Below are 23,962 nucleotides of genomic sequence, written 5' to 3'. Positions count from 1 at the left end.
GCGGACGCGAGGACCGCGGACGTGAAAACGAGGTGCGCCGCGACGGCTCCCGGGGCACCCTGGCCGGACATGGACGACAGGCGCCGCAAGCGGATCTCGAAGTACGTCGCACGGCATCTGCGGCACGCTCCCGAGCGGATCGGGCTCACCCTGGACGCCCACGGCTGGGTGGGTGTCGGGGAACTGCTGGAAGCCGCGGCGCGCCACGGCTTCCGGCTCACCCGCGAGGAGCTGGAGGAGACCGTCGCCACCAACGACAAGCGGCGCTTCACGCTCGATCCCGGGCGGGACCGCATCCGGGCCGCCCAGGGGCACACCGTCGGCGTGGACCTGGGCCTGCCTCCCGCCGAGCCGCCCCCGTACCTCTTCCACGGGACGGTCGGGCGGTACGTGGCCGACATCCGGCGGGACGGCCTGCGGGCGATGGCGCGTCACGACGTCCACCTGTCGCCCGACCGCGAGACGGCCGCCGCCGTGGGGGCGCGGCGCGGAAGGCCGGTGGTGCTGGTGGTGGACGCCGGGGCGATGCACCGGGACGGGCACGCGTTCCGGGTCAGCGACAACGGGGTGTGGCTGGTGCCGCACGTACCGCCGCGGTACCTGCGCCTGCCCGGCTGACGGCCGCCGCTGCCGCCGCGGGCGCCACGGAGCGGATGCGCCCGGGCACCCCCGTCACCTCGGTCGAGCCTCGTTCACCCACCGCAGCCTGACCTGTGGGAATACGGCAAGTCCTCGGAAGGAACCGGTATGGGCGCTCAGACCGGTTCGACGGCGATGCGGGGAAGGCACAACCGGCGGAGGTCGTCCGTGTCGCTGGTGATGACAGTGACGTCGCCATGCTCCGCGTGAGCCGTGGCCGCGAGCATCGCGTCGATGGCGTACTTGTGACCGTGCAGGTTTTCCGCGGCGAGCAGTCTGCTCGCCGTACGTGCGATCTCCTCCGTGATGGGACGCACCTTGGCCAGGGAGACCGCGTGGTCGAACGCCGCCTGCGGCACCTTCGGGTCGCGTGCCTCGACCAGCGTGGCGGCGCTCGTCACGACGAGCAGGTCCAGCCTGCGGGCGACGTCCAGCCATACGGTCATGTCGCGGTGCCGACGGGAGAGCTTCGAGAGTGCCTCGCTGTCGAGAACGAGAGTCCCGCTCATGCGGCGTCCGCCGGAGCGGACGCACCGCGGTGGGCGGCGTGGTGGGCGCGGATGCGCTCGGCCTTGTCCGACACCTCGGCGGGGTCGACAGGGCCGTGCTCCGCTTCGGCGGTGGCGATGTACTCGTCGATGGCCTCGCGCTGGAGCTGCCGCTGCACGGCCTCCTCGATATAGGAGGAGACGCCCTGCCTGCCGGCGCGCGCGCGGATCGCCTCAAGGGTCTCGGCTCGCAGGGAGACGCTGGTGACTCGGGTCTTGCCGGGGCGGGACGTGTCCATGGGAGCAGTGTATTACATGACCTGTTAACTCGCTGGCGCTCCGCAGCGGCCACCGGCGGCCACGCAACGGCCCACCGTGGTTCGGCGCGCTGCCGACGCCGACGGCCGCCGCGGGCGCCACGGAGCGGATACGCCCGGGCACCCCGGTGACCTCGGTCGAGCCTCGTTCACCCATCGCAGCCCGACCTGTACGGATTCCTCCGGCCGGCGAGCGCGGCCTTGCGTTCAGACGCCGATGAGCCGGACGCGGTCACCGCACAACCGGGCCATGTCATCGACATCGGACGTCAGCACGGCCACCGGGCCCGGCTGACGCAGTGCCACCTCGGCGACGGTCGCGTCGATCGCGTACTTGTGGCCGTGCAGGCCCGCGGTCTTGAGCAGTTGCGCGGACGCCCTCGCCGCCGCCTCGGTCACCGGCTCGACCTTGACGCGGGAGAGCGCCCACCGCAGTCGAGGCATGTTCACCCGCGCGTGGCTGACCTCCACGATGGTGTTGGCGCCGATGACGAGATCGGCCCCCATGGTGTGGAACACCTGGAACATGCCGAGGATCTTGCGATCCTCGGCGATCCAGGCGGAGAGCCCCTGGGAGTCCAGGACGACGGTCTCGACGTGCTCGATCACGCCGTGTCCGCCGACCCGCCGGCGTCGGCCGTGCCGAAGATCCTGGAGCGGGCCTCGGCCAGCTCCTCGTCGGTGAACTCCCCGTGTTCTTCCTGGTGACGCCGCAGGTCGGCGCCGAGCAACTGATGCCGCAGCTGACGTGCCACCGCCTCGGCGACATATCCCGAGACGTTGTCGGTGAGCTTCCTGAGCTCGGCGACCTGGTCGGTCGGCAGTGTCACCGTGATGCGTGTCGTGTCCGCCATGCCCCGAGCATACTCCGGTATGCGCGCCGACGGTCGTCCGTCGGCGATGCCCGCGACCACCGGGGCTAGGGTTGCGGGCATGCGTCTGAGCACCGTGATCCTCCCCGTCGACCGCTGGCACGAGACAGGCCGCGCGAAGTGGCGGCGCGCCGAGGAGCTCGGCTTCCGCACCGCGTACACCTACGACCACCTGTCCTGGCGCGTCCCGTTCCGCGACGGCCCCTGGTTCGGCGCGCTGCCCACCCTCACCGCGGCCGCCACCGCCACGGAGCGGATACGCCTGGGCACCCTGGTGACCTCGCCCAACTTCCGGCATCCGGTGACGCTCGCCAAGGAGCTGATCTCGCTGGACGACATCTCGGGCGGCCGGATCACCCTGGGCATCGGCGCGGGCGGCAGCGGCTTCGACGCGACCGCGCTCGGGCAGCAGCCGTGGACGCCGCGCGAGCGGGCCGACCGGTTCGCCGAGTTCGTGCCGCTGCTGGACCGGCTGCTCACCGAGGACGCGGTCTCCCACCGGGGCGCGTTCTACTCCGCCGACGGGGCCCGGAACATCCCCGGCTGCGTGCAGCGGCCCCGGTTGCCGTTCGCGGTGGCGGCCACCGGGCCGCGCGGGATGAGACTGGCCGCCCGGCACGGGCAGGCGTGGGTGACCACCGGCGACCCCAAGCTGTACGAGACCGGGACGCCTCAGCAGTCTCAGGCCGCGCTGCGCGGGCAGATCGAGCGGCTCGGCGAGGCGTGCGCCGAGGCCGGCCGGGACGCGGCCGACCTCGGCAAGGTCCTGCTGCACGGCTTCACCCCGGAGAAGAACACCCCCCTGGAGTCGGTGGAGGCCTTCGTGGACTTCGCCGGCCGCCACCGCGAACTGGGCTTCACCGAGATCGCGGTCCACTGGCCCATCCCCGGCACGGGCTTCGCCGCCGACCGGGCCGTCTTCGAGCGCATCGCCACGGAGGCGATCGCCCGGCTGGGCTGAGCGGAGCAGCGGGGGAAGGTGCGTGCGTTTCGCGCCATGCCCGGTGCGGCCCGTGGACGAGTCGTAGCGTTTTCCCTACGTGGACGGCCGGATGTCCCCGAGGCCGACCGTCTCTGTCCATCCGGTTCCGAATGCGTTCACCCCGTGGCTCATTCGGGCACCTTGGCGCACGCCTGTGCGGGCATATGCGGGACCATGGGGAGCGTGACCCACGCTCCCGCGCCCCCGATGACACGTCCGCGCCTCATCGCCACCGATCTGGACGGCACACTGCTGCGCGACGACAAGTCCGTCTCCGACCGCACGGTCGCGGCGCTGGCCGCCGCCGAGGAGGCCGGAATCGAGGTCTTCTTCGTCACCGGGCGGCCGGCCCGCTGGATGGGCGTGGTCAGCGACCATGTGCACGGGCACGGCCTGGCGATCTGCGCCAACGGCGCGGCCGTCGTCGACCTGCACCGGGGGCGGCGGATCGTGCAGGTCAGAGAACTGCCGCGCGACACCGCGCTGACCGTGGTCGAGGAACTGCGGACGGCCGCCCCCGACGTGAGTTTCGCCGTCGAGCGGACCGGCGGCATCCACTACGAGCCGCAGTACCCGCAGTTCCACCTGGACCCCGGCGCCCTGATCGCACCGGCGGAGAAGCTGCTGACGGACGAGGCCGAGTACGCCGACGAGCCGGTGCTCAAGCTGCTCGCCCACCACACCTCACTGGTTCCGGACGATTTCCTGGGCATGGCCCGCACCGTCGCGGGCCACCACGCGGAGTTCACCCGCTCCAGCCCGACCGCGCTGCTGGAGGTCAGCGGCCCCGGCGTCAGCAAGGCCAGCACCCTGGCCCGGTGCTGTGCGCAGCGCGGCGTGGCGGCCGAGGATGTCGTCGCCTTCGGCGACATGCCCAACGACCTGGAGATGCTGTCCTGGGCCGGCACCTCCTACGCCATGGCCAACGCCCATCCGGCAGTGCTGGCCGCGACCACGCACCGCACGGCCGCCAACGAGGAGGACGGCGTGGCCGCCGTCATCGAACGGCTGCTGGAACTGCCGCCGGCCGGCTGACGGGGCGGATGCGAGTGCGGGTGCAGGTGCGGGTGCGGGAACGTTTCGGCCGTGAGCGGTCAGGCCACGGGCGGCCAGGGTCGGCCGCGCGGTGGCGCTTGCCCTGGAGTGCTCTCCAAACGCCAGCATGGGGCCTTCGAGCGCGGCGGTGACGCCGCACGGACGAGAGGACCGCCGGTGAGCACACCGTATTTCGCCCTGGGCGCCATGGACTTCGGCACCCGGCTGGACCGGGGCACGTCAATGGCGCTGCTCGACCGCTTCGTCGAGCGGGGAGGGCGCTGGATCGACACCGCCAACTGCTACAGCTTCTGGATCGACCCCTCCGGCGTCGGCGGGCAGAGCGAGACCGTGATCGGCGAGTGGCTGGCCGCCCGGCCCGGCGTACGCGACCGGGTGCTGATCAGCACCAAGGTGCGCCAGCAGCCGACCGTGCCGGGGAAGTGGCCGGAGTCCGCCGAGGGACTGTCGGCGCCCGTCGTGCGCCGGGCGGTGCGCGAGAGCCTGCGGCGGCTGCGCACGGAGTGGGTCGACCTGTACTGGGCGCACGCGGAGGACCGCGGGGTGCCCCTGGAGGAGACCGTCGGCGCCTTCGGCGAGGTGGTCTCGGACGGGCTGGCCCGCCGGCTCGGTGCCTCCAACCACGCCACCTGGCGCGTGGAGCGCGCACGCGCGCTCGCCCGTGAGGCGGGGGTGGCGGGCTGGACCGCCCTGCAACTGCGGCACTCCTACGTCCAGCCGCGGCCGGGGGTCGTCCTGCCGGAGGACGGGCACCGGCTCGCGACCGACGAGTCGCTCGACTACGTGCGCAGCGAGCCCGACATGGAGTTGTGGGCCTACTCCTCCCTGCTGTGGGGCTCCTACACCCGCTCCGACCGCCCGCTGCCCGAGCACTACGAGCACCCCGGCACGGCGCGGCGCCTGGCCGTGCTCGGGCAGGTGGCCGCCGAGACCGGGGCCACCGCGAACCAGGTGGTACTGGCATGGCTGACCGGCGGGGACCCGGCCGTCGTACCGATCGTCGGAGTGAGCCGGACCGGGCAGCTCGACGAGGCGTTCGACGCGATGGAGCTGCGGCTGGACGAGGAGCAGCGGCGACGGCTGGACGAGGCGGTCTGAGGGTCTGCCGGGGAGCCGGCGGGAGCCGGAAGGGGAGCCGGAAGGGGAGCCGGAAGGGGAGCCGGAAGGGGCCGGGACTCCGTCAGGCCCGGGCCGCGACCGGCTCCCCGGTGGCCCGCTCCCGCTCCAGCATCCGCCGGAAGGGGCCGTCCGCCCAGGCCAGCTCCGCGTACGGGCCGCGCTGGACGGCGCGCCCGCCGTCGAGGACGACCACCTCGTCCACCGCCTCCAGACCGGCCAGCCGGTGGGTGATCAGCACGGTGGTGCGGCCCTCGGTAGCGGCCAGCAGATCGGCGGTCAGGGCGTCGGCGGTGTCCAGGTCCAGGTGCTCGGCGGGCTCGTCCAGGACGAGGACGGGGAAGTCGGCGAGCAGCGCGCGGGCCAGGGCCAGGCGCTGGCGCTGGCCGCCGGAGAGCCGGGCGCCGAACTCGCCGACGAGGGTGTCCAGACCGTCCGGCAGCTCGCCGACCCAGTCGTCGAGGCGGGCGGCCGCCAGTGCGGCGTGGAGGTCGTCGTCGGTGGCCGGCGGCCTGGCCAGGCGGAGGTTCTCGCGCAGGGAGCTGTCGAAGATGTGCGCGTCCTGGGCGCACAGGCCGACGAGGCGGCGTACCGCGTCGGGGTCGAGGGTGAGGGCGTCGGTGGGGGCGGTGGGGTCGGTGGCGGTGCGCGCGCCGGTGGGGGCGGCGCCGAGGGTGTAGCCGCCGGCGACGGGGTCGAGGAAGCGCAGCAGGACGTGGGCCAGGGTGGTCTTGCCCGAGCCCGACGGGCCGACGACCGCGACGCGCCGGCCGGGGGTCAGGGTGAGGTCCAGTCCCCGCAGGGCCGGGCGCTCCTGGCCCGGGTGGCGGGCGGTGAGGCCGGTGAGGGTGAGGGGGAACGGGTCGTCGGGCACCGGGGCGGGGTCCTCCGGCTCACGTACGGGGGCTGGGGCGTCGATCACCTCGTGGACGCGTTCGGCCGAGCGGCGGGTGCGCTGCCGGTGCTGGACGGCGAGCGGCATCCCGGACACCGCCTCGAAGGCGGCGAGCGGGGTGAGCACGGCCACCGCCATGAGGAGGCCGTCCAGCCGTCCGCCGTGGACGGCCGCGGCGCCGAACCAGGCGGCGGCGGTGACGGTGAGCCCGGCGGCGAGCGCGGACAGCCCGCCGCCGAGCGCCGTGACGGCGGAGCTGCGGGCGGCCAGGCGGGTCAGTACGGCGTCGGCGTCGCGTACGGCCTCGGTGCGGCGGGGCAGCGCCCCGGCGACGGTCAGCTCGGCGGTGCCGGTGAGCAGGTCGACGGTACGTGTGGTCAGCTCCCCGCGGGCGGGGGCGAGGCGGCGCTCGGTGCGGCGGGAGACCGCGGCGGCGAGCGCCGGGACGGCGACGCCGGCGGTCAGGAGGCCGACGGCGAGGGCCGCTCCGGCTTCGGGCAGGATCCACGCGGTGAAGACGGTGGCCGAGAGGGAGACGGTGGCGGCGACGGCGGCCGGGAGCAGCCAGCGCAGGAAGTAGTCCTGGAGGGTGTCGACGTCGGCGACGAGCCGGGCGAGCAGATCACCGCGCCGGGTGTGGCGCAGCCCGGCGGGGGCGAGGCGCTCCAGGCGGCGGTAGACGGTGACGCGCAGATCGGCCAGGACGCGGAAGACGGCGTCGTGGGAGACCAGGCGCTCGGCGTAGCGGAAGACGGCGCGGCCGATGCCGAAGGCGCGGGTCGCGGTGACGGCGACCATCAGGTACAGCACGGGGGGCTGCTGGGAGGCGCGGGAGATCAGCCAGCCGGAGGAGGCCATGAGGCCGACGGCGCTGAGGAGGGCGAGGGAGCCGAGGAGCAGGGCGAGGGTGAAGCGGGCGCGCAGGGGGTGCGCGATGCGGCGTACGCGGGTGAGGGGGTGGGGGGTGTTCTCGGGGGTGCCGGTGGGTGCGTCCGTGGCGGGTGCGCCGGTGGGCGCGGGGGTGGGCGCGGGGGTGGTGCGTGCGGGGGTCGGGGCCGGTCCGGGACGACCATTCCGGACGGCATGATTTACGGCCGTTGCCGTGCACCGTGTTGCGGGCTCCGATTGGCCGCAAATCACGCTTGAGTGTCCGGAACGGCCGTCCCTACCCGTCCCCTCCGGCACGCTGCCGGGTGCGGGGTGGTACGCGTCGCGGGTGGAGGGCTTCGTCTCGGCCGCGCCGGTGGGGGTGAGGCGGATGACGCGGTCGGCGAGGGGGAGCAGTGCGGGGCGGTGGGCGATGAGGATGACCGTGCGGTCGCGGGTGAGGCGGGCGATCGCGTCGACGACCTGGGCTTCGGTGGTGACGTCGAGGGCGGCGGTGGGTTCGTCGAGGAGGACGACCGGGCGGTCGGCGAGGAAGGCGCGGGCGAGGGCGACGCGGCGGCGCTGGCCGGCGGAGAGGCCGGTGCCCGCCTCGCCGAGGAGGGTGTGCGGGGAGAGGTCGGGGGCTCCGGCGTCGGTCAGGGCCCGCAGGACTTCGGCGTCGGTGGCCTCGGGGCGGGCCAGGCGGACGTTGTCGGCGATCGTCCCGGCGAAGAGGTGGGGGTGCTGGGGGACCCAGGCGATCTGGGAGTGCCAGGTGGCCGGGGCGAGGGTGGACAGGTTCTGCCCGTTGACGGTGATACGGCCGGCGGTGGGGGTGGTGAGGGCGAGGAGGGCGCTGAGCAGCGTCGTCTTGCCGGCGCCGGAGGGGCCGGTGACGGCGACGGTCTCGCCGGGTGCCACGGTGAGGGTGGTGGGGGGCAGTGAGTCGGTGGTGCGGCCCTCGTGGCGGACGGTGAGGCCGTCGAGGGCGATGGTGGCGGTACGCGCGTCGGGGGCGGGGGCGGTGCCGGGGGTGGGGGCGTCGGTTTCGAGGGTGGAGAAGACCTCTTCCGCCGCGGACAGGCCCTCGGCGGCGGCGTGGTAGTGGACGCCGACCTGGCGCAGGGGGAGGTACGCCTCGGGGGCGAGGATCAGCACGACCAGGCCGGTGTAGAGGTCGAGTTCGCCGTGGACCAGGCGCATGCCGATGCCGACGGCGACGAGGGCGACGGAGATCGTCGAGAGCAGTTCGAGGGCGAAGGAGGAGAGGAACGCGATCCGCAGGGTGCGCAGGGTGGCGCGGCGGTAGTCGGCGGTGATGGCGCGGATGTTCTCGGCCTGGGCCTTGGCCCGGCCGAAGACCTTGAGGGTGGGCAGGCCCGCGACGACGTCGAGGAAGTGGCCGGACAGACGGGACAGCAGGCGCCACTGGCGGTCCGTGTGGGCCTGGGTCGCCCAGCCGATCAGGATCATGAAGACCGGGATCAGGGGGAGGGTGGCGGCGATGGTCGCCGCCGAGATCCAGTCGTCGGTGAGGATGCGCGCGATCAGGGCGGCGGGGACGACGACGGCCAGCGCGAGCTGGGGGAGGTAGCGGGCGAAGTAGTCGTCGAGGGCGTCGATGCCGCGGGTGGCGAGGTTGGCCAGTTCGCCGGTGGGCTTGGCCGGGCGGGCGGGGCCGAGGGCGGTGGCGTGGGTGAGCAGGCGCAGACGCAGTTCGGACTTGACGGACGCGGAGGAGCGGTGGGCGGCCAGCTCGGTGAGCCAGGAGACCAGGGCGCGGCCGAGGGAGACGGCGGCGAGGAGGGCGAGGGGGGTGGTGAGTTCGGTGGGGGGTGTGTGGTGCTGGAAGGCCCGTACGACGATCTCGGCGATGAGCATGGCCTGGGCGATGACCAGGCCCGCTCCGGCCAGGCCGAGCACCACCGCGGCCGTGAGGAAGACGCGGGTGGTGCGGGCGTACCGGAGCAGGCGGGGGTCGACGGGCTTCATGTGCGGGTGGTTTCCGGTTCCGGGTGCGGGGTGTCGGGGGTGTCGGCGATGTGCTGGGTGCCGATGCGCTTGCGGAACACCCAGTACGTCCAGCCCTGGTAGAGGAGTACGAGCGGAGTGGCCAGGGCGGCCAGCCAGGTCATGATCGTCAGGGTGTAGGGGGAGGACGCGGAGTTGGTGACCGTCAGGCTCCAGGCGGGGTCGAGCGTGGAGGGCATGACGTTCGGGTAGAGCGCGAGGAAGAGCATGGCGACGGCCGCGACGACGGTGACGCCGGAGAGGGTGAAGGACCAGCCCTCGCGTCCGGCGGCGATCGCGCGGACGGCCGCGAGCAGGGCGAGGGCGGCGACGGCCAGGGCGATCAGGGTGGTGGTGTCGCCGCGGTCGAGCTGGGTCCAGCCGAGGAAGGCGACCGCGAGGGCGGCGGTGAGCAGGCCCAGGCGTACGGCGAGGGCGCGGGCCCGGACGCGGATGTCGCCGACGGTCTTCAGGGCGGTGAAGACGGCGCCGTGGAAGGTGAACAGGGCGAGGGTCGTCGCGCCGCCGAGCAGGGCGTAGGGGTTCAGCAGGTCCAGCAGGCCGCCGGTGTACTCCTTGTTCGCGTCGATGGCGACGCCGCGGACGATGTTGGCGAAGGCCACGCCCCACAGGAAGGCGGGGAGCAGGGAGGTCCAGAAGATGGCGCGCTCCCAGTTGGTCTGCCACTTCTCCTCGGGGCGCTTGGCGCGGTATTCGAAGGCCACGCCGCGGACGATCAGGCAGACGAGGATCAGCAGCAGGGGCAGGTAGAAGCCGGAGAAGAGGGTGGCGTACCAGTCGGGGAAGGCGGCGAAGGTGGCGCCGCCGGCCGTCAGCAGCCAGACCTCGTTGCCGTCCCAGACCGGGCCGATGGTGTTGATCAGTACGCGGCGCTCGCGGCGGTCGCGGGCCAGCGTCCGGGTGAGGACGCCGACTCCGAAGTCGAAGCCCTCCAGGAAGAAGTAGCCGGTCCACAGGACGGCGATCAGGACGAACCAGACGTCGTGGAGTTCCATCGGGAAACCTCGGTCGGACCTAGTAGGAGAAGGCCATGGGGCGGTCGGCGTCGTCCTTGTCGTGGCCGCCGATCCGGGTGGGCGGGTCGAGGTCGGCCTCGGTGAGCTCGGGCGGTCCGGCCTTTATGTACTTGGCCAGGAGCTTCACCTCGATCACGGCGAGGACTGCGTACAGGAGGGTGAAGACGGTCATCGAGATCAGCACCTCCAGCTGGGAGACGCCGGGGGAGACGGCGGAGGAGGTGCGCAGCAGGCCGTAGACGACCCAGGGCTGGCGGCCCATCTCGGTGAAGATCCAGCCCCAGGCGTTGGCGATGAGCGGGAAGCCGAGGGTGAGGAAGGCGAGCTGCCAGTAGCGGCGGCTGAGGGCGGGGCCCAGCAGGCGGGTGGGGGTGAGGGCGAGGTTGGGAACCTCGTTCTCGGTGGTGCGGTGGCCTTCGGCCAGGAGGAAGCGGCGGCGGGTGAGCCACAGGCCCAGGGCGCCCAGCGCGGTGGAGGCCATGCCGAATCCGATCATCCAGCGGAAGCCCCAGTAGGCGACGGGGATGTTGGGCTTGTAGTCGCCGGGACCGTACTGCTCCTGGAGGGCGGCGTTGGTGTCGTTGATGCCGGGGACGGGGGTGTCGAAGTCGCTGTGGGCGAGGAAGGAGAGCAGGCCGGGGATCTCGATGGCGACCTTGTTGTGGCCCTCGTCGACGTCGCCGTAGGCGAAGACGGAGAACGGGGCGGGGCCCTCGGTCTCCCACAGGGCCTCGGCGGCGGCCATCTTCATCGGCTGCTGCTCGTACATGATCTTGCCGAGGTGGTCGCCGCTGACGGCGGTGAGCGCGCCGGCCGCGACCAGGGTGACCAGGCCGAGGCGCAGCGAGGTGCGCATCACGGGGATGTGGCGGCGGCGCATCAGGTGGTAGGCGGCGATGCCGACCATGAAGGCGCCGCCGGTGAGGAAGGCGGCGGTCATGGTGTGGAAGAACTGCGCCACGGCGGTGTTCTGGGTGAGCACCGCGAGGAAGTCGGTGAGTTCGGCGCGGCCGGACTCGGGGTCGATCCGGTAGCCGACCGGGTGCTGCATCCAGGAGTTGGCGGCCAGGATGAAGTACGCGGACAGGACCGTGCCGATGGCCACCATCCAGATGGTGGCCAGGTGGATCCTCTTCGGCAGCTTGTCCCAGCCGAAGATCCACAGGCCGATGAAGGTGGACTCGAAGAAGAACGCGATCAGCGCCTCGAAGGCGAGGGGGGCGCCGAAGACGTCGCCGACGAAGCGGGAGTAGTCGGACCAGTTCATGCCGAACTGGAACTCCTGCACGATGCCGGTGACGACGCCCATCGCGATGTTGATCAGGAAGAGTTTGCCCCAGAACTTCGTCGCTCGCAGGTAGACCTCGCGGCCGGTGCGCACCCAGGCGGTCTGGAGGCCGGCGGTGAGGGCGGCGAGCGAGATGGTCAGGGGGACGAAGAGGAAGTGGTAGACGGTGGTGATCCCGAACTGCCACCGAGCCAGGGTCTCCGGGGCCAGAGCCAGTTCCACAGCACTCTCCCAAAGTGGACATGGTGTGACGTAGCACACGCGCTCGTGAATGCGTTCACATTCACAAGAAGTATGACTCGCTTATCTTCGTTCCCTCCCACCGGGGGGTGGGAGGGAACGAAAGTCCTGTTCGGAGGGCCGTTGGTCCCCGGTGGGCCAGGGGTGGGGGTCAGAGGTCCCGGCGGAAGTCCTGTGCGGCCTTGAGGAAGAGGTCGTTGGCCTCCGTCTCGCCGATCGTGACGCGGACCCCCTCGCCCGCGAACGGCCGCACCATCACGCCCGCCGCCTCGCAAGTCCCGGCGAAGTCGCCCGTGCGCTCCCCCAGCCGCAGCCAGACGAAGTTCGCCTGGGTCTCGGGAACCGTCCAGCCCTGCGCGGTCAGCTCGCGCACCACCCGCGTCCGCTCGGCGACCAGGGCGTCCACCCGCTCCAGCAGCGCGGCCTCGCCGCGCAGCGAGGCGACCGCCGCGTCCTGCGCGATCTGGCTCACGCCGAACGGCACCGCGGTCTTGCGCAGCGCCGCCGCCACCGGCTCGTGGGCGACGGCGAAGCCGACCCGCAGCCCGGCCAGGCCGTACGCCTTGGAGAAGGTGCGCAGCACGCAGACGTTCGGGCGGTCGCGGTACAGCTCGATGCCGTCCGGGATCTCCTCGTCGCGGACGAACTCGCGGTACGCCTCGTCCAGGACCACCAGCACGTCGCCGGGGACGCGGTCCAGGAAGCGCTCCAGTTCCGCGCGGCGGACGGCGGTGCCCGTGGGATTGTTGGGGTTGCAGACGAAGACCAGGCGCGTGCGCTCGGTGACGGCGTCGGCCATCGCGTCCAGGTCGTGCCTCTCGTCACCGTCCAGCGGCACCCGGACGGAGGCCGCGCCGGAGATCTGGGTGATGATCGGGTAGGCCTCGAAGGAGCGCCAGGCGTAGATCACCTCGTCGCCGGGGCCGGCGGTGGCCTGGAGGAGCTGCTGTGCGACGCCGACGGATCCGGTCCCGGTCGCGATGTGGCTCATCGGCACCCCGAAGCGGTGCGCCAGCTCCGACATCAGGAGGCCGCAGGCCATGTCCGGGTAGCGGTGGAAGGAACCGGCGGCGGCGGTGGCGGCCTCCAGGACCCCGGGCAGCGGCGGGTAGGGGTTCTCGTTGGAGGACAGCTTGTACGCCGTGGGGCCGTCGGCGGCAGGGCGGCCGGGCTTGTAGGTGGGGATCCCCTCCAGCACCGCGCGCAGTTTCGGGGCCATCTCCGTCATGCCAGGTCCTCCTCGACCCTTCGGGGCCAGTCGTGGGGCGGGCGTGCCGCCGCTCGTACCACCAATGCTGCACACCTTAGAAGGATTCCCCGGAACGGCGTAGGGGCCGGAAGAAGGGGGCGCGTTCGCAGAAGTGTGCGCTGGTGGCGCGCTCCGTGGCGCGCATCGCCCGTGAAGGTGAGTTGAGACAGCTTTGAGACATCCCCACTTCTGCTGCGGCAAGCGGTGAAACATCCGCAGGAACGATGAGGTAAAAGCTCAACTTCCCTTTTTTCCATGGTCGTTACCACAGAGCGGCTTGCAGAATCGTCTCTTCTCCCATTGTTCTGTACACCCCAGCAAACGACGCGGCGCGGCCCTAGTATCAGCACGCCATGACAGCAGCAGGGAAGCACCAGGTGAGCCGGGCTCACGGCCGTCGGCTGGGGCGGGCGGGCATCCGGGACGTGGCCGCGGCGGCCGGCGTCTCGATCACGACCGTCTCCGACGCGCTCAACGGCAAGGGCCGCCTGCCCGACGCCACCCGACGCCATGTCCGCGAAGTCGCCGACCGGCTCGGCTACCGCCCCTCCGCGGCGGCCCGCACACTCCGCACCGGCAAGTCGGGGCTGATCGGACTGACGGTCACGACCTACGGCGAGGAGCCCTTCACCTTCACCGAGTTCGCCTACTTCGCCGAGATGGCACGCGCCGCCTCCTCCGCCGCCCTGGCCCGCGGCTACGCCCTGGTGATCCTCCCCGGCAGCACCCGGCAGAGCCCCTACGACGTCTGGTCCAACGTCGCCCTCGACGGCACCGTCGTCATCGACCCCTCCGACCGCGACCCCGTCGTCACCGAGCTGGTCCGCCAGGGCGTCCCCGTGGTCTCCGACGGCCGCCCCTGCGGCGACCTGCCCGTCACCGCCTGGGTCGACAACGACCACGAGGCGGCCGTCACCGGCCTGCTCGACCACCTCGCCGCCGCCGGCGCCCGCCGTATCGGCCTGCTCACCGGCACCAGCACCGACACCTACACCCGTCTGTCCACCGAGGCCTACCTGGGCTGGTGCGAACGAGCCGGGCAGGACCCGGTGTACGAGGCCTACCCCGCCCACGACCCCTGCGCCGGCGCCGTCGCCGCCGACAGACTGCTGGCCCGGCCCGACCGCCCCGACGCCGTGTACGGACTCTTCGACCCCAACGGCACCGACCTGCTCGCCGCCGCCCGCCGCTACGGGCTGCGCGTCCCCGACGACCTGCTGCTGGTGTGCTGCAGCGAGTCCGCCGTCTACGCGGGCACCGAGCCGCCCATCACCACCCTGTCGCTGAAACCCGGGCGCATCGGCACCACCGTCGTCCAGCTTCTGATCGACGCCATCGAGGGCACCGGCGGCGGCCGCCCCGTCCAGCGGATCATGCCCACCGACCTGATCGTCCGCACGTCCTCGCAGCGCCGCCGGCGGCGGACGACGGTGAGCGCCCCCCGCTCCCCCGAACAGCGCGGGCAGGCGTAGGACCCGCTCATTCCGGGGCGAACCGGCCGCTGACCGACTCCCGTCCGGGCCCGGTCCGAATTGCCGTCCCCAGGTGCGTCACAAGGCGCGACCTGCGTTCCTATGATGGGCCCACGACACCGGGACCGGCTCTCGACACGGGGCGACCCGCGGGAGGCGGAGAGAGGTCCGGCAGGTGCAGGCGCGCGCGATGGTGGAGGGGCCGATGACTCAGGGGGCCGGTCGGGGATCCGACGTGTGGCACGGCGCGGGCGTGACGGGTTCGGGCCTGGTGAGTTGGGGCGCGACGGGCCTGGGTGCGACGGGCTCGGGCGCGACGGGCTCGGGCGCGATGGGCGACGCCGAACCGCGCCCGGACGGGTACACCCCCACCCAGCGCGATCTGCCCGTCATCGGCGCGGCTCCCGCCGCCCCCACCCCCACGCTGGTCGACACCCCCTCCCCCGCCGCCGACGGCGAGCAGGGACCGCTGTACGTCGTCGGCGACGTCCACGGCTATCTGGACGAGCTGCGCACGGCCCTGCTGAACCAGGGGCTCATCGACACCGGGGACCACTGGATCGCGGGCAACGCCCGGCTGTGGTTCCTGGGCGACTTCACCGACCGCGGCCCGGACGGCATCGGCGTCATCGACCTGGTGATGCAGCTCTCCGCCGAGGCCGCCGCCGCCGGCGGCTACTGCAAGGCGCTGATGGGCAACCACGAGCTGCTGCTGATCGGCGCCAAGCGCTTCGGCGACACCCCCGTCGGCTCCGGCGCGGGCACCGCCTCCTTCCAGGCGGCCTGGCTGCTCAACGGCGGGCAGCGCTCCGACATGGAGCGGCTCCAGGAGCACCACGTCCAGTGGATGTCCCGGCTGGACGCCATGGCCCTGGCCGACGACCACCTGCTGGTGCACTCCGACACCACCGCCTACCTGGAGTACGGCGACACCATCACCGACGTCAACGACGCCGTCACCGAGGCCCTCACCCACCACGACGCCGACGAGACCTGGGATCTGTTCCGCAAGTTCACCAAGCGCTTCGCCTTCCGCGACGACGCCGGCGCCACGGCGGCCCGCGAACTGCTGGACACCTACGGCGGACGGCGCGTCGTCCACGGCCACAGCCCGATCCCCTACCTGCTGGGCGAGGTCGGCTCCGAGGACGGCGAGGACGACGCGCCCCAGGTGCACGGGCCGCACGTCTACGCCGACTCACTCGCGGTCGCCATGGACGGCGGGGTGACCATGGCCGGAAAGCTACTGGTGTCCCGGCTCCCCCTCCCGGCCTGAACGTTGTCTCCCCCGGTGTCCGCTTGATCCTCCCCGTACGCGCCCGTACACACCGCCCCGAGGGTGAACACCACCCGGTAGTGGTGCGTGTTTTCCGGAAACACCCTGTCACCGCCGGAAGGAACCGCTCTACCATCGGGTCCCTGTCTCAAGCGAGCTCTCCTCCGTTTCCGGCCCCACGGCCCTACGGAGCACCGGGGGATGCACATGAACACCGCTCCGCACCTGCGTCCTGAGGACCGCCCCGAGTTCGAACGCGTCCTCGACGAGGCCCTGCGCGCCGTACGCGACCGCCCCGAACCGGCCGCCGGAAGACGGCTGAACACCGAGCAGCTGCGCACCGCCGCGATCGGCGCGGCCGCGGCGATCGCGGCCTGCGCGGCGGCGGAGTACGAGCACTTCGTGGCGCTCCGCGACGAGCTGCGCCTCCCCGGGCACGCCCCCTCCTCGCAGGGGTCGGCGCGGGCGGCCGCGGGCGCGCCCGGGGATTCCGGTTCCGGTCCGGGCGGCGCCGGGCTGTTCGCCACGCTCTCCGTCCTGGCGCCCGTACTGGCCGGGACCGCGGCGCTGATCTTCCTCCTGGCCGGCCATCTGCTGCGGGTGATGGATCCCGAGCCGTCCATCGCCGCGCAGATGCGCGACGCGGGCTGGGCCTTCGCCGCCCTGACCGCCGTCTCGCTGCTGGCCGCGTGTGTCGGACTGCTGGTCACCGCGGTGCGCCACGGCGCCGGCGCGATCCGGGCGGGCGGCCCCAGCGGGCAGAGCGCACTCGCCGACGAGGTGGCGCGGGCGCGCACGGCCTGGCGCACGGCGCTGCTGGAGCGCGGGGTGCTGCCCTTCCTCCACGAGGCGCTGGCCGTGCCGGCCGCGGAGGCCGCGCCCGCCTCCGAGGCCGCAGGCCCCCCGGGAACCTCCGGGGTCCGGGGGGCGGGGAAGCCCGAAGCGGGGAAGCCCGAAGCGGGGAAGCCCCGGCCGGAGAGCCGCCATCCCAGGCTGGGCTACACCCATCCGGGCTTCTCCAGCCCGGCCGCGAAGACGCCCCGCGACACGGGCGCCGGGGCCCGCTTCACCAGCCCGGACTTCACCAGCCCCGGCTTCGGGGGCCCGGACTCCGGGGGCCCCGAGCACCCCCTCGACCGGTACCCGGACCGGCCCCCGACTGAGCCACGGCCGGAGCCAGGGGCCGGGGCGGGCCCGTAAAGCGGTGGGACCGGCGCGCCCGCGCTGGCATCCTGGGGAGGGTGACGGACCGACCACAGCCCCCCGGCGGCACCCCACCGCCCCGCGAACTCCTCCTCCGCGTCTCCCCCGGACTGCGGATCTTCCTGCCCTCGCGCCACCGCGGCGCCGAACTCCTCCCCGTGCCCCACGACGGCGCATCCTCGCTCGTCCACGTCGTGCAGTCCTCGGGCGTCCCGCTGACGGAGGTGGGCGCGCTCGTCCTGGAGGACACCGCCGGAAGCGGCGGGGACGGGCGGCGGGTGGAGCCCTCCTACCGCCCCGAGGCGGGGCAGACGGTCCGCGTCGAGCCCGTCGTACGCCCGCAGCGGGTCCCTCACGGGCCGCCGCGCTTCCTGCTGGACGTCCACCTGGGCACGCTGGCCCGGCGGCTGCGGCTGGTGGCGGGCGCCGACACCGCCTACCACAACGACATGGACGACCCCGCCCTGGTCGAGCAGGCCAACGCCGAGCGGCGCGTCCTGCTGACCCAGGACCGCGGACTGCTGATGCGGCGGCAGCTGTGGATGGGCGCCTACGTGCGCGGCTCGCGCCCGGACGACCAGCTCGCCGACGTCCTGGACCGGTTCGACCTGCCGCTGGCGCCGTGGACGCGGTGCACGGCGTGCAACGGGCTCCTCGCCGAGGTGCCGAAGGCCGAGGTCGAGCATCTGCTCCGCCCCGGCACCCGCCGCACCTACGACACCTTCGCCCGCTGCCGCGACTGCGACCACGTCTACTGGCGCGGGGCCCACGGGGACCGGCTGGAGGCGCTGGTCGCGGAGGCCGCCGGGACGGCGGGCGACCGGCCGGAAGAGGGTCACGCCGCGCCGTAGGAGCTCAGTCGATCAGCCCCAGGCGCGCGGCGCGCGCCCCCGCCGCGAACCGGCTCCCGACCTCCAGCTTCTCGGTGATCCGGGTCATCATCCTTCGCAGCGTCCGCTCGGAACAGCCGAGCCGCCGAGCGATGCTCTCGTCCTTGGTGCCGGTCGCGAGCAGGGCGAGGATCTCGCGCTCCTGCTCGGTGTACTCGTCGGCCGGGCGGGGGCCCGCGGCGCGTCCGGTCCGGCCCGCGCCGCCGGGATAGGGGCGCGCCACGTCCCACTCGTGCTCGAAGACCTGCGCGAAGCACAGGGCGATCCGCGAGCTGCGCAGCAGCACGTCGCCGTCGCCGCCCAGGGGGTCGTCGCCGGCGGGCATCAGCGCGACCGTACGGTCCACGACGTGGAGGTAGAGGGGCAGGGCGGCGGCGACGCGCACCCGGGCGCCGGCCTCCCGCAGGGCATCGAGGTAGGCGGCCACCCCCGGCCCGCGCGTCGCGCCGACGGTGGCCAGCATCCTCATCTCGGTCCCCTGGGCCAGGAGCCGGCGATCGTGGCCGAGGCTGACCTCCAGCACCTCGGGGCCGGGGAAGGTGGTCCGCATGCACAGCACCTCCCGGCGCCCCACCGGCTCGAACTCGTCCAGCCGCCTGCGAAGCCGGTCGCGGTCCTCGATGAACTCCACCTCGACGCTCTCGTGCCCGGACCCCCGGAACTCCGGGAGAAGATCGAGGACGTCGTCGACAGCACGGAGATTGCGGCCCATGGCCTCGACCGCCGACCGCAGCCAGGCGCGCTGCTCGCCCAACAGCTCGCGCAGTGCCCTCTCCGGTGAGCTGACCCCATGGCACTCGGGACCGAGAAGCCTGCGCTCGGCGAGCCAGTTCCTGACCTCGTCGGACATCTCCCCCGGCTGCGGGGTCCCTGCCGCGCGTGAGCCCCTGAGCATTCCGGCCAGCTCCGTGTAGACCTGCCTGGCCTCGGTCCCGGTCTCGGATGCACCGTTGTCAGCGGACATGTCAAAAAGGTAGCCCGTGGAACCGGCCTCCTCCACAGGGCATCCGGTGCGGGATCCGTGCCCGGGGCCGACCGTGCCCGGGGCCGACCGGGTCCGGAGCCGACCGGGTCCGGACACGCCGGTTCCGGCCCGGTCCCCGGACCGGACCACCGGGCTTAACGTGGCGCCGCGGCGCCGGGAACCGGTGGCCGCCGCCGCGTCACGCGGTGTCCCCCCTCACTGTGCCGACGCGCACCCACAGCGCCGGCCGACCACCGGAAGGTGTGCACCCCCATGAGACGAACACACCTGGGCGCGCTGCTGCTCGCCATCCCCACCGCGCTGATACCCGCCGCCGCCTCCGCCGCCCCCGCCGCCGACTCCGCACGGGCCGAAGCGCCGCTGGTCCGGGTCGCGCAGGCTCCGGACGCACTGGCCGTCGAGGGAAGCTACATCGTCACCCTGAAACCCGGCGCCAGGGCTTCGAAGCTCGCCGGAGACAGGGGCATCAAGACCCGGCACGTCTACTCGGAGGCGCTCAACGGGTTCGCCGCGAAGCTGACGGACGGCCAGCTCAAGGCACTCCAGCGCCACTCCTCCGTCGCGGCGATCGAGGAGGACCAGAAGGTCACCGCCAGCGCCACCCAGTACAGCCCGCCCTGGGGCCTGGACCGGATCGACCAGCGCAACCTCCCCCTGGACGGCGCCTACACGTACAACCGCAACGGCGCCGGGGTGACGGCGTACATCATCGACACCGGCATCGACACCTCGCACCCCGACTTCGGCGGCCGGGCGCGCAACGTCTTCGACGCCTTCGGCGGCAACGGCCAGGACTGTCAGGGCCACGGCACCCATGTCGCCGGCACCGTCGGCGGCGCGACGTACGGCGTCGCCAAGGGCGTGGCGCTGCGCGGCGTCCGGGTGCTCAACTGCCAGGGCAGCGGCACCTACTCGGGTGTCATCGCCGGTTTCGACTGGGTCCGGCGGAACGCCGTCAGGCCCGCCGTGGCCAACGCCTCCCTGGGCGGCGGCTACTCGTCCGCGGTGAACACGGCCGCCACCAACCTGGCCGACTCGGGCGTCCACCTGTCCGTCGCCGCCGGCAACGAGAACCAGAACGCCTGCAACGTCTCCCCCGCCAGTGCCCCCGGCGTCCTCACCGTGGCCGCCTCGGACAGCTCCGACCGCAAGGCGTCCCCCAGCAACTGGGGCTCCTGCACCGACCTGTACGCCCCCGGGGTCTCCATCACCTCCGCCCGCATGGGCGGCGGCAGCATCACGCTGACCGGTACGTCGATGGCGTCCCCGCACGCCGCCGGGGTGGCCGCCCTGTACAAGTCCGCCTACGGCGACGCCTCGTCCTCAACCGTCGGCAACTGGCTGACCAGCAACGCCACCGCCAACGTGATCAGCGGCAACGTCAGCGGCACGCCCAACCTCCTGCTGTTCAAGAGCACGCTCTGACACACCCTCCGGCCGACGTGTTGCCACCGCGGCGGCAACACGTCGGCGGCAACACGTCGGCGGCGGAAGGGCCCGGACATCCGCCCGGGCCCTTCCGCGCGATCTCGCAGACTCCGCCCCCCGTAGGGCAATTGGCCTGAATCGATTGTTTCGGAGAGATTGCCGCAACCGTCCCGGGAAACGCGTACCGCATCGAACGACGGCCCCCTCAGGGAATCGGAGGAGACGCGATGGCGCGCGTGTCACGCAGGACCAGGACGGGTGTGGTGGCGGCGGCCGGACTGCTGGCCGGCACGACGCTGATCGGCGGCTGCGGCGAACAGGATCCCGGACCGGAGGCCAAGGCCGGCACCGAGGCCGAACGGGAGACCGGCGCCGAGGGCGGGGAAGGCGACGAGGCCGCCGCCGAGGTCGTACGGACCGCGCACGAGAAGACGGTCGCGGCCGAGACCGCGAAGATGACACTGAAGGTGCGCGCCGCCATGGGCGGGCAGCAGCAGACCCTCACCGGCGACGGCGCCGTGGACCTGTCCGACGGCACGAGCGATCTGACCGTCGAGGCGGGCAGCGGCGAGCGGATCGAGCAGCGGGTGGTGGACGAGACCCTCTACCAGCGGCTGCCGGGCCAGGCGCGGGAGCAGCTCGGGGTGGACAAGCCGTGGATCAGCGTCGACCTGCGGGAACTCGCCGGAAGCAACGGCAGCGTGGGCGGCATCCGGGTCAACGACCCCATCCGGGGCCTCGACTACACCCGGGCCCTGGACGACGACGCCACCCGCGTCGGCACCGAGGAGGTCGGCGGTGTGGAGACCACCCACTACCGCGTGAACGTCGACGTGGACGAACTCGCGGGCGAGGACACGGCCGAGGCCGAGCGCCTGCGGCAGCAGCTCGGCGACTCCCTGCCGATGCATCTGTGGCTCGACGACCAGGACCGCATCCGCCGCCAGCAGTTCGAGATCTCCCTCGACAGCGGGGCGGCACGGTCGAACTCCGGTTCCCAGGACCGGTCCCGGTCCCAGCCGCCGTCGCGGGAGGCGCAGGAGGCGAAGGTCCGCACCACCGTCGAGTTCAGCGACTTCGGCACCGAGGTCGAGGTCTCCCCGCCCCCGGCCGAGAAGACCGAGGACGTCACCGGCAAGCTCGCCCGGCAGACCGACCACTCCTCGAACGGGTGAATTCCCCGGCCGCCGACGAGTTCTGTCGGCGGCCGGAACGGCGGCGGAACTCTGGGATGCTGGGGCGATGACGGCCCAGGAAGCACGGTGGGAGCGGCGGCTCGAGAGTCTGTGGGCATCCTTCGACGACCACGGACCCGGCGATTTCCTGCGGCGGGTCGAATCGCTGGCCGCCGAGCTCCCGCCCGGCGACGCCGTCGCCCTGTACGAACTGGCCTCCGCCCATGACGCACTCGGCCGTGAGGAGGGGGCCGCCGCCCTCTACCGCCGGGCCCTCGCGGCCGGTCTGCCCGACGGGCGGCGTCGGCGCGCAGTGATCCAACTGGCCAGCACCCTGCGCAACCTGGGCCGGACGGAGGAGAGCATCGCACTGCTGACGGCCGAACGGGAACTGCGCTCCGACGAGTTGGACGACGCGGTCACCGCGTTCCTGTCCCTGGCTCTCGCCGACGCCGGACGGGAGCGGGAGGCGGCGGCCCTCGCCCTCACCGCCCTCGTCCCCCACCTGCCGGAGTACCGCCGCTCACTGACGTACTACGCCCGCGCTCTGACCACCGGGGACGGCGCCCGACCCGGCTCCGGCACGGCTGCCGTACCGGGGCCGCCGAGCGCACACACCCGGGCCGCCCCCGGCCCGTGATCCCACGGGCCGGGGGCGGCGGACGGTCCGCTGCGGACGGCCGGAGTCAGTCCGTCAGCGGCAGATAGACGCGGTTGCCGCTCGCCGCGAACTCCTCGGACTTCCGCCTCATGCCCTCCTCCGGATCCAGGGCGAGGTCGCCGCCGTGTTCGCGGCGGATGTCCTGGGAGATTTTCATCGAACAGAATTTCGGACCGCACATGGAGCAGAAGTGCGCCGTCTTCGCCGGTTCGGCCGGGAGCGTCTCGTCGTGGAAGGCGCGGGCCGTGTCCGGGTCGAGGGCCAGGTTGAACTGGTCCTCCCAGCGGAACTCGAAGCGGGCGTCGGACAGGGCGTCATCCCACTCCTGGGCGCCGGGGTGGCCCTTGGCCAGGTCGGCGGCGTGGGCGGCGATCTTGTACGTGATGACGCCCGTCTTCACGTCGTCGCGGTCCGGCAGGCCCAGGTGCTCCTTGGGCGTGACGTAGCAGAGCATCGCCGTGCCCCACCAGGCGATCATCGCCGCGCCGATGCCGGAGGTGATGTGGTCGTACGCCGGGGCGATGTCGGTGGTGAGCGGGCCGAGGGTGTAGAAGGGCGCCTCGTCGCAGATCTCCTGCTGGAGGTCGACGTTCTCCTTGATCTTGTGCATCGGGACGTGCCCGGGGCCCTCGATCATCGTCTGCACGTCGTGGGACTTGGCGATCCGGTTCAGCTCGCCCAGCGTGCGCAGTTCGGCGAACTGCGCCTCGTCGTTGGCGTCCGCGATCGAGCCGGGCCGCAGTCCGTCGCCGAGGGAGAAGGTGACGTCGTAGGCGCGCAGGATCTCGCAGAGCTCCTCGAAGTGGGTGTAGAGGAAGCTCTCCTTGTGGTGGGCCAGGCACCAGGCCGCCATGATCGAGCCGCCGCGCGAGACGATGCCCGTCTTGCGGCGGGCGGTCAGCGGGACGTAGCGCAGCAGGACGCCGGCGTGGACGGTCATGTAGTCCACGCCCTGCTCGCACTGCTCGATGACGGTGTCCTTGTAGATCTCCCAGGTCAGCTCCTCGGCCTTGCCGTCGACCTTCTCCAGCGCCTGGTAGAGGGGGACGGTGCCGATGGGGACGGGGGAGTTGCGCAGCACCCACTCGCGGGTGGTGTGGATGTTGCGGCCGGTGGAGAGGTCCATGACGGTGTCGGCGCCCCAGCGGGTGGCCCACGTCATCTTCTCCACCTCCTCCTCGATGGAGGAGGTGACGGCGGAGTTGCCGATGTTGGCGTTGACCTTCACCAGGAAGTTCTTGCCGATGATCATCGGCTCGGTCTCCGGGTGGTTGACGTTCGCCGGGAGGACGGCGCGGCCCGCGGCGATCTCGTCGCGCACGTGCTCCGGCGAGCAGCCCTCGCGGACGGCCACGAACTCCATCTCCGGGGTGATCTCGCCCCGCTTGGCGTACGCGAGTTGCGTGACGGCGGTGGCGCCGCCGCGGCCCCGGCGCGGCAGGCGGGGGCGGCCGGGGAAGACGGCGTCCAGGTTGCGCAGCCCGCCGCGCGGCGAGGTGTGCTTGAGGCCGTCGTCCTCGGGCCGCACCTCGCGGCCCGGATACTCCTCGGTGTCTCCTCGGGCGATGATCCAGTTCTCCCGCAGCGGCGCCAGGCCGCGGCGGACGTCGGTGTCGATGTTCGGATCGGTGTACGGGCCGGACGTGTCGTACAGCGTCACGTCGCGGCCATTGGTGAGGTGCACTCTGCGGACGGGCACCCGGATATCGGGGCGCGAGCCGCTCAGATAGCCCTTGTGCCAGCCGATCGCGCGCTCCTCGGCGCTCCCGGAGGCGTTTTCGGGCGTGCGTGCGTCCTGCGTGGTCATGAGACCCAA

General features: G+C 72.8%; 21 protein-coding genes. 11 read left to right on the top strand and 10 right to left on the bottom strand.

Features of this window, described 5'->3' with window-relative positions; all coding sequences use genetic code 11:
* The first annotated feature begins 69 nt into the window (after positions 1 to 69).
* Positions 70 to 618, top strand: a complete 549-nt coding sequence (locus tag BM237_RS24650; RefSeq protein WP_093851924.1) for an RNA 2'-phosphotransferase — start codon at positions 70 to 72, stop codon at positions 616 to 618.
* Positions 619 to 755: 137 nt separating this feature from the next.
* Here BM237_RS24650 and BM237_RS24645 read toward each other — a convergent pair whose 3' ends face one another.
* The 4 genes from BM237_RS24645 to BM237_RS24630 all read right to left on the bottom strand — a co-directional run bounded on the left by BM237_RS24645 (position 756) and on the right by BM237_RS24630 (position 2,298).
* Entirely contained in the window at positions 756 to 1,148 is a 393-nt protein-coding gene (locus tag BM237_RS24645) for a type II toxin-antitoxin system VapC family toxin (protein WP_093851923.1), read from the bottom strand.
* Positions 1,145 to 1,426, bottom strand: a complete 282-nt coding sequence (locus BM237_RS24640; RefSeq protein ID WP_093851922.1) for a hypothetical protein — start codon at positions 1,424 to 1,426, stop codon at positions 1,145 to 1,147. The genes BM237_RS24645 and BM237_RS24640 overlap by 4 nt, the downstream gene beginning before the upstream one ends.
* 225 nt (positions 1,427 to 1,651) lie before the next feature.
* Positions 1,652 to 2,053 (bottom strand): DNA-binding protein, encoded by a 402-nt coding sequence (locus BM237_RS24635; protein WP_093851921.1) that lies wholly within the window; start codon positions 2,051 to 2,053, stop codon positions 1,652 to 1,654.
* Positions 2,050 to 2,298 carry a type II toxin-antitoxin system CcdA family antitoxin gene (locus tag BM237_RS24630; protein ID WP_093851920.1) on the bottom strand — a complete coding sequence of 83 codons (249 nt, stop codon included), beginning with the start codon at positions 2,296 to 2,298 and terminating at the stop codon, positions 2,050 to 2,052. Before BM237_RS24630 ends, BM237_RS24635 begins: the two co-directional genes overlap by 4 nt.
* Positions 2,299 to 2,377: 79 nt before the next feature.
* On the opposite strand from BM237_RS24630, the gene BM237_RS24625 reads away from it, so the two are divergent.
* From BM237_RS24625 to BM237_RS24615, 3 genes are all read left to right on the top strand, one after another.
* Positions 2,378 to 3,277, top strand: coding sequence for an LLM class flavin-dependent oxidoreductase (locus BM237_RS24625; protein WP_093851919.1), 900 nt, complete (start codon positions 2,378 to 2,380; stop codon positions 3,275 to 3,277).
* A 195-nt stretch (positions 3,278 to 3,472) separates the two neighbouring features.
* The gene (locus BM237_RS24620; protein WP_093851918.1) at positions 3,473 to 4,333 is read left to right on the top strand and encodes a Cof-type HAD-IIB family hydrolase; all 861 of its coding nucleotides are present in this window, start codon (positions 3,473 to 3,475) and stop codon (positions 4,331 to 4,333) included.
* A 207-nt stretch (positions 4,334 to 4,540) separates the two neighbouring features.
* Positions 4,541 to 5,452 (top strand): aldo/keto reductase, encoded by a 912-nt coding sequence (locus tag BM237_RS24615; RefSeq protein WP_093851960.1) that lies wholly within the window; start codon positions 4,541 to 4,543, stop codon positions 5,450 to 5,452.
* A gap of 82 nt (positions 5,453 to 5,534) precedes the next feature.
* On the opposite strand, the gene cydD is transcribed toward BM237_RS24615, so the two are convergent.
* From cydD to hisC, 4 genes are all read right to left on the bottom strand, one after another.
* Entirely contained in the window at positions 5,535 to 9,224 is a 3,690-nt protein-coding gene (gene cydD, locus BM237_RS24610) for a thiol reductant ABC exporter subunit CydD (protein WP_093851917.1), read from the bottom strand.
* On the bottom strand, positions 9,221 to 10,258 hold the full coding sequence (gene cydB, locus BM237_RS24605) for a cytochrome d ubiquinol oxidase subunit II (RefSeq protein ID WP_093851916.1): 1,038 nt from the start codon (positions 10,256 to 10,258) through the stop codon (positions 9,221 to 9,223). Before cydB ends, cydD begins: the two co-directional genes overlap by 4 nt.
* A gap of 19 nt (positions 10,259 to 10,277) precedes the next feature.
* Complete coding sequence (locus BM237_RS24600; protein WP_093851915.1) at positions 10,278 to 11,789, bottom strand: cytochrome ubiquinol oxidase subunit I; 1,512 nt, start codon at positions 11,787 to 11,789, stop codon at positions 10,278 to 10,280.
* 169 nt (positions 11,790 to 11,958) lie between these two features.
* Entirely contained in the window at positions 11,959 to 13,035 is a 1,077-nt protein-coding gene (hisC, locus tag BM237_RS24595) for a histidinol-phosphate transaminase (protein ID WP_093851914.1), read from the bottom strand.
* Between the two features lie 374 nt (positions 13,036 to 13,409).
* Between hisC and BM237_RS24590 the strand changes: the two genes are divergently transcribed.
* From BM237_RS24590 to BM237_RS24575, 4 genes are all read left to right on the top strand, one after another.
* The gene (locus BM237_RS24590) at positions 13,410 to 14,528 is read left to right on the top strand and encodes a LacI family DNA-binding transcriptional regulator (protein ID WP_093851913.1); all 1,119 of its coding nucleotides are present in this window, start codon (positions 13,410 to 13,412) and stop codon (positions 14,526 to 14,528) included.
* Between the two features lie 190 nt (positions 14,529 to 14,718).
* Positions 14,719 to 15,804, top strand: a complete 1,086-nt coding sequence (locus BM237_RS24585; RefSeq protein ID WP_093851959.1) for a metallophosphoesterase — start codon at positions 14,719 to 14,721, stop codon at positions 15,802 to 15,804.
* Positions 15,805 to 16,011: 207 nt separating this feature from the next.
* Positions 16,012 to 17,004, top strand: a complete 993-nt coding sequence (locus BM237_RS24580) for a hypothetical protein (protein ID WP_342746256.1) — start codon at positions 16,012 to 16,014, stop codon at positions 17,002 to 17,004.
* A gap of 41 nt (positions 17,005 to 17,045) precedes the next feature.
* Entirely contained in the window at positions 17,046 to 17,858 is an 813-nt protein-coding gene (locus tag BM237_RS24575) for a Mut7-C RNAse domain-containing protein (RefSeq protein WP_093851912.1), read from the top strand.
* Positions 17,859 to 17,862: 4 nt separating this feature from the next.
* On the opposite strand, the gene BM237_RS24570 is transcribed toward BM237_RS24575, so the two are convergent.
* Positions 17,863 to 18,861: a helix-turn-helix transcriptional regulator gene (locus BM237_RS24570; protein WP_093851911.1), complete on the bottom strand. Its 999-nt coding sequence runs from the start codon at positions 18,859 to 18,861 to the stop codon at positions 17,863 to 17,865.
* 273 nt (positions 18,862 to 19,134) lie between these two features.
* On the opposite strand from BM237_RS24570, the gene BM237_RS24565 reads away from it, so the two are divergent.
* The 3 genes from BM237_RS24565 (at position 19,135) to BM237_RS24555 (ending at position 22,125) form a co-directional block, all read left to right on the top strand.
* Positions 19,135 to 20,307 carry a S8 family peptidase gene (locus tag BM237_RS24565; protein ID WP_093851910.1) on the top strand — a complete coding sequence of 391 codons (1,173 nt, stop codon included), beginning with the start codon at positions 19,135 to 19,137 and terminating at the stop codon, positions 20,305 to 20,307.
* Between the two features lie 230 nt (positions 20,308 to 20,537).
* Positions 20,538 to 21,485: an SCO4651 family lipoprotein gene (locus BM237_RS24560; RefSeq protein WP_093851909.1), complete on the top strand. Its 948-nt coding sequence runs from the start codon at positions 20,538 to 20,540 to the stop codon at positions 21,483 to 21,485.
* Between the two features lie 67 nt (positions 21,486 to 21,552).
* The gene (locus BM237_RS24555; RefSeq protein WP_093851908.1) at positions 21,553 to 22,125 is read left to right on the top strand and encodes a tetratricopeptide repeat protein; all 573 of its coding nucleotides are present in this window, start codon (positions 21,553 to 21,555) and stop codon (positions 22,123 to 22,125) included.
* Positions 22,126 to 22,171: 46 nt separating this feature from the next.
* On the opposite strand, the gene thiC is transcribed toward BM237_RS24555, so the two are convergent.
* Positions 22,172 to 23,953, bottom strand: a complete 1,782-nt coding sequence (gene thiC / locus BM237_RS24550) for a phosphomethylpyrimidine synthase ThiC (protein ID WP_093851907.1) — start codon at positions 23,951 to 23,953, stop codon at positions 22,172 to 22,174.
* Between the last annotated feature and the right edge of the window lie 9 nt (positions 23,954 to 23,962).

It is taken from the genome of Streptomyces mangrovi, assembly GCF_900114215.1.
Classification (GTDB): Bacteria; Actinomycetota; Actinomycetes; order Streptomycetales; family Streptomycetaceae; genus Streptomyces; species Streptomyces barkulensis.
Note: the sequence above shows the minus strand (reverse complement) of the source record. Positions and strands in the feature narration are given on the sequence as shown.

Excerpts from the sequence above, each read along its gene's own strand:
- BM237_RS24650 (WP_093851924.1), top strand. The coding sequence starts at position 70 with ATGGACGACAGGCGCCGCAAGCGGATCTCGAAGTACGTCGCACGGCAT.
- BM237_RS24645 (WP_093851923.1), bottom strand. The coding sequence starts at position 1,148 with ATGAGCGGGACTCTCGTTCTCGACAGCGAGGCACTCTCGAAGCTCTCC.
- BM237_RS24640 (WP_093851922.1), bottom strand. The coding sequence starts at position 1,426 with ATGGACACGTCCCGCCCCGGCAAGACCCGAGTCACCAGCGTCTCCCTG.
- BM237_RS24630 (WP_093851920.1), bottom strand. The coding sequence starts at position 2,298 with ATGGCGGACACGACACGCATCACGGTGACACTGCCGACCGACCAGGTC.
- BM237_RS24625 (WP_093851919.1), top strand. The coding sequence starts at position 2,378 with ATGCGTCTGAGCACCGTGATCCTCCCCGTCGACCGCTGGCACGAGACA.
- BM237_RS24620 (WP_093851918.1), top strand. The coding sequence starts at position 3,473 with ATGGGGAGCGTGACCCACGCTCCCGCGCCCCCGATGACACGTCCGCGC.
- BM237_RS24615 (WP_093851960.1), top strand. The coding sequence starts at position 4,541 with ATGGACTTCGGCACCCGGCTGGACCGGGGCACGTCAATGGCGCTGCTC.
- cydD (WP_093851917.1), bottom strand. The coding sequence starts at position 9,224 with ATGAAGCCCGTCGACCCCCGCCTGCTCCGGTACGCCCGCACCACCCGC.
- cydB (WP_093851916.1), bottom strand. The coding sequence starts at position 10,258 with ATGGAACTCCACGACGTCTGGTTCGTCCTGATCGCCGTCCTGTGGACC.
- hisC (WP_093851914.1), bottom strand. The coding sequence starts at position 13,035 with ATGACGGAGATGGCCCCGAAACTGCGCGCGGTGCTGGAGGGGATCCCC.
- BM237_RS24590 (WP_093851913.1), top strand. The coding sequence starts at position 13,410 with ATGACAGCAGCAGGGAAGCACCAGGTGAGCCGGGCTCACGGCCGTCGG.
- BM237_RS24585 (WP_093851959.1), top strand. The coding sequence starts at position 14,719 with ATGGTGGAGGGGCCGATGACTCAGGGGGCCGGTCGGGGATCCGACGTG.
- BM237_RS24580 (WP_342746256.1), top strand. The coding sequence starts at position 16,012 with ATGAACACCGCTCCGCACCTGCGTCCTGAGGACCGCCCCGAGTTCGAA.
- BM237_RS24570 (WP_093851911.1), bottom strand. The coding sequence starts at position 18,861 with ATGTCCGCTGACAACGGTGCATCCGAGACCGGGACCGAGGCCAGGCAG.
- BM237_RS24565 (WP_093851910.1), top strand. The coding sequence starts at position 19,135 with ATGAGACGAACACACCTGGGCGCGCTGCTGCTCGCCATCCCCACCGCG.
- BM237_RS24560 (WP_093851909.1), top strand. The coding sequence starts at position 20,538 with ATGGCGCGCGTGTCACGCAGGACCAGGACGGGTGTGGTGGCGGCGGCC.
- BM237_RS24555 (WP_093851908.1), top strand. The coding sequence starts at position 21,553 with ATGACGGCCCAGGAAGCACGGTGGGAGCGGCGGCTCGAGAGTCTGTGG.
- thiC (WP_093851907.1), bottom strand. The coding sequence starts at position 23,953 with ATGACCACGCAGGACGCACGCACGCCCGAAAACGCCTCCGGGAGCGCC.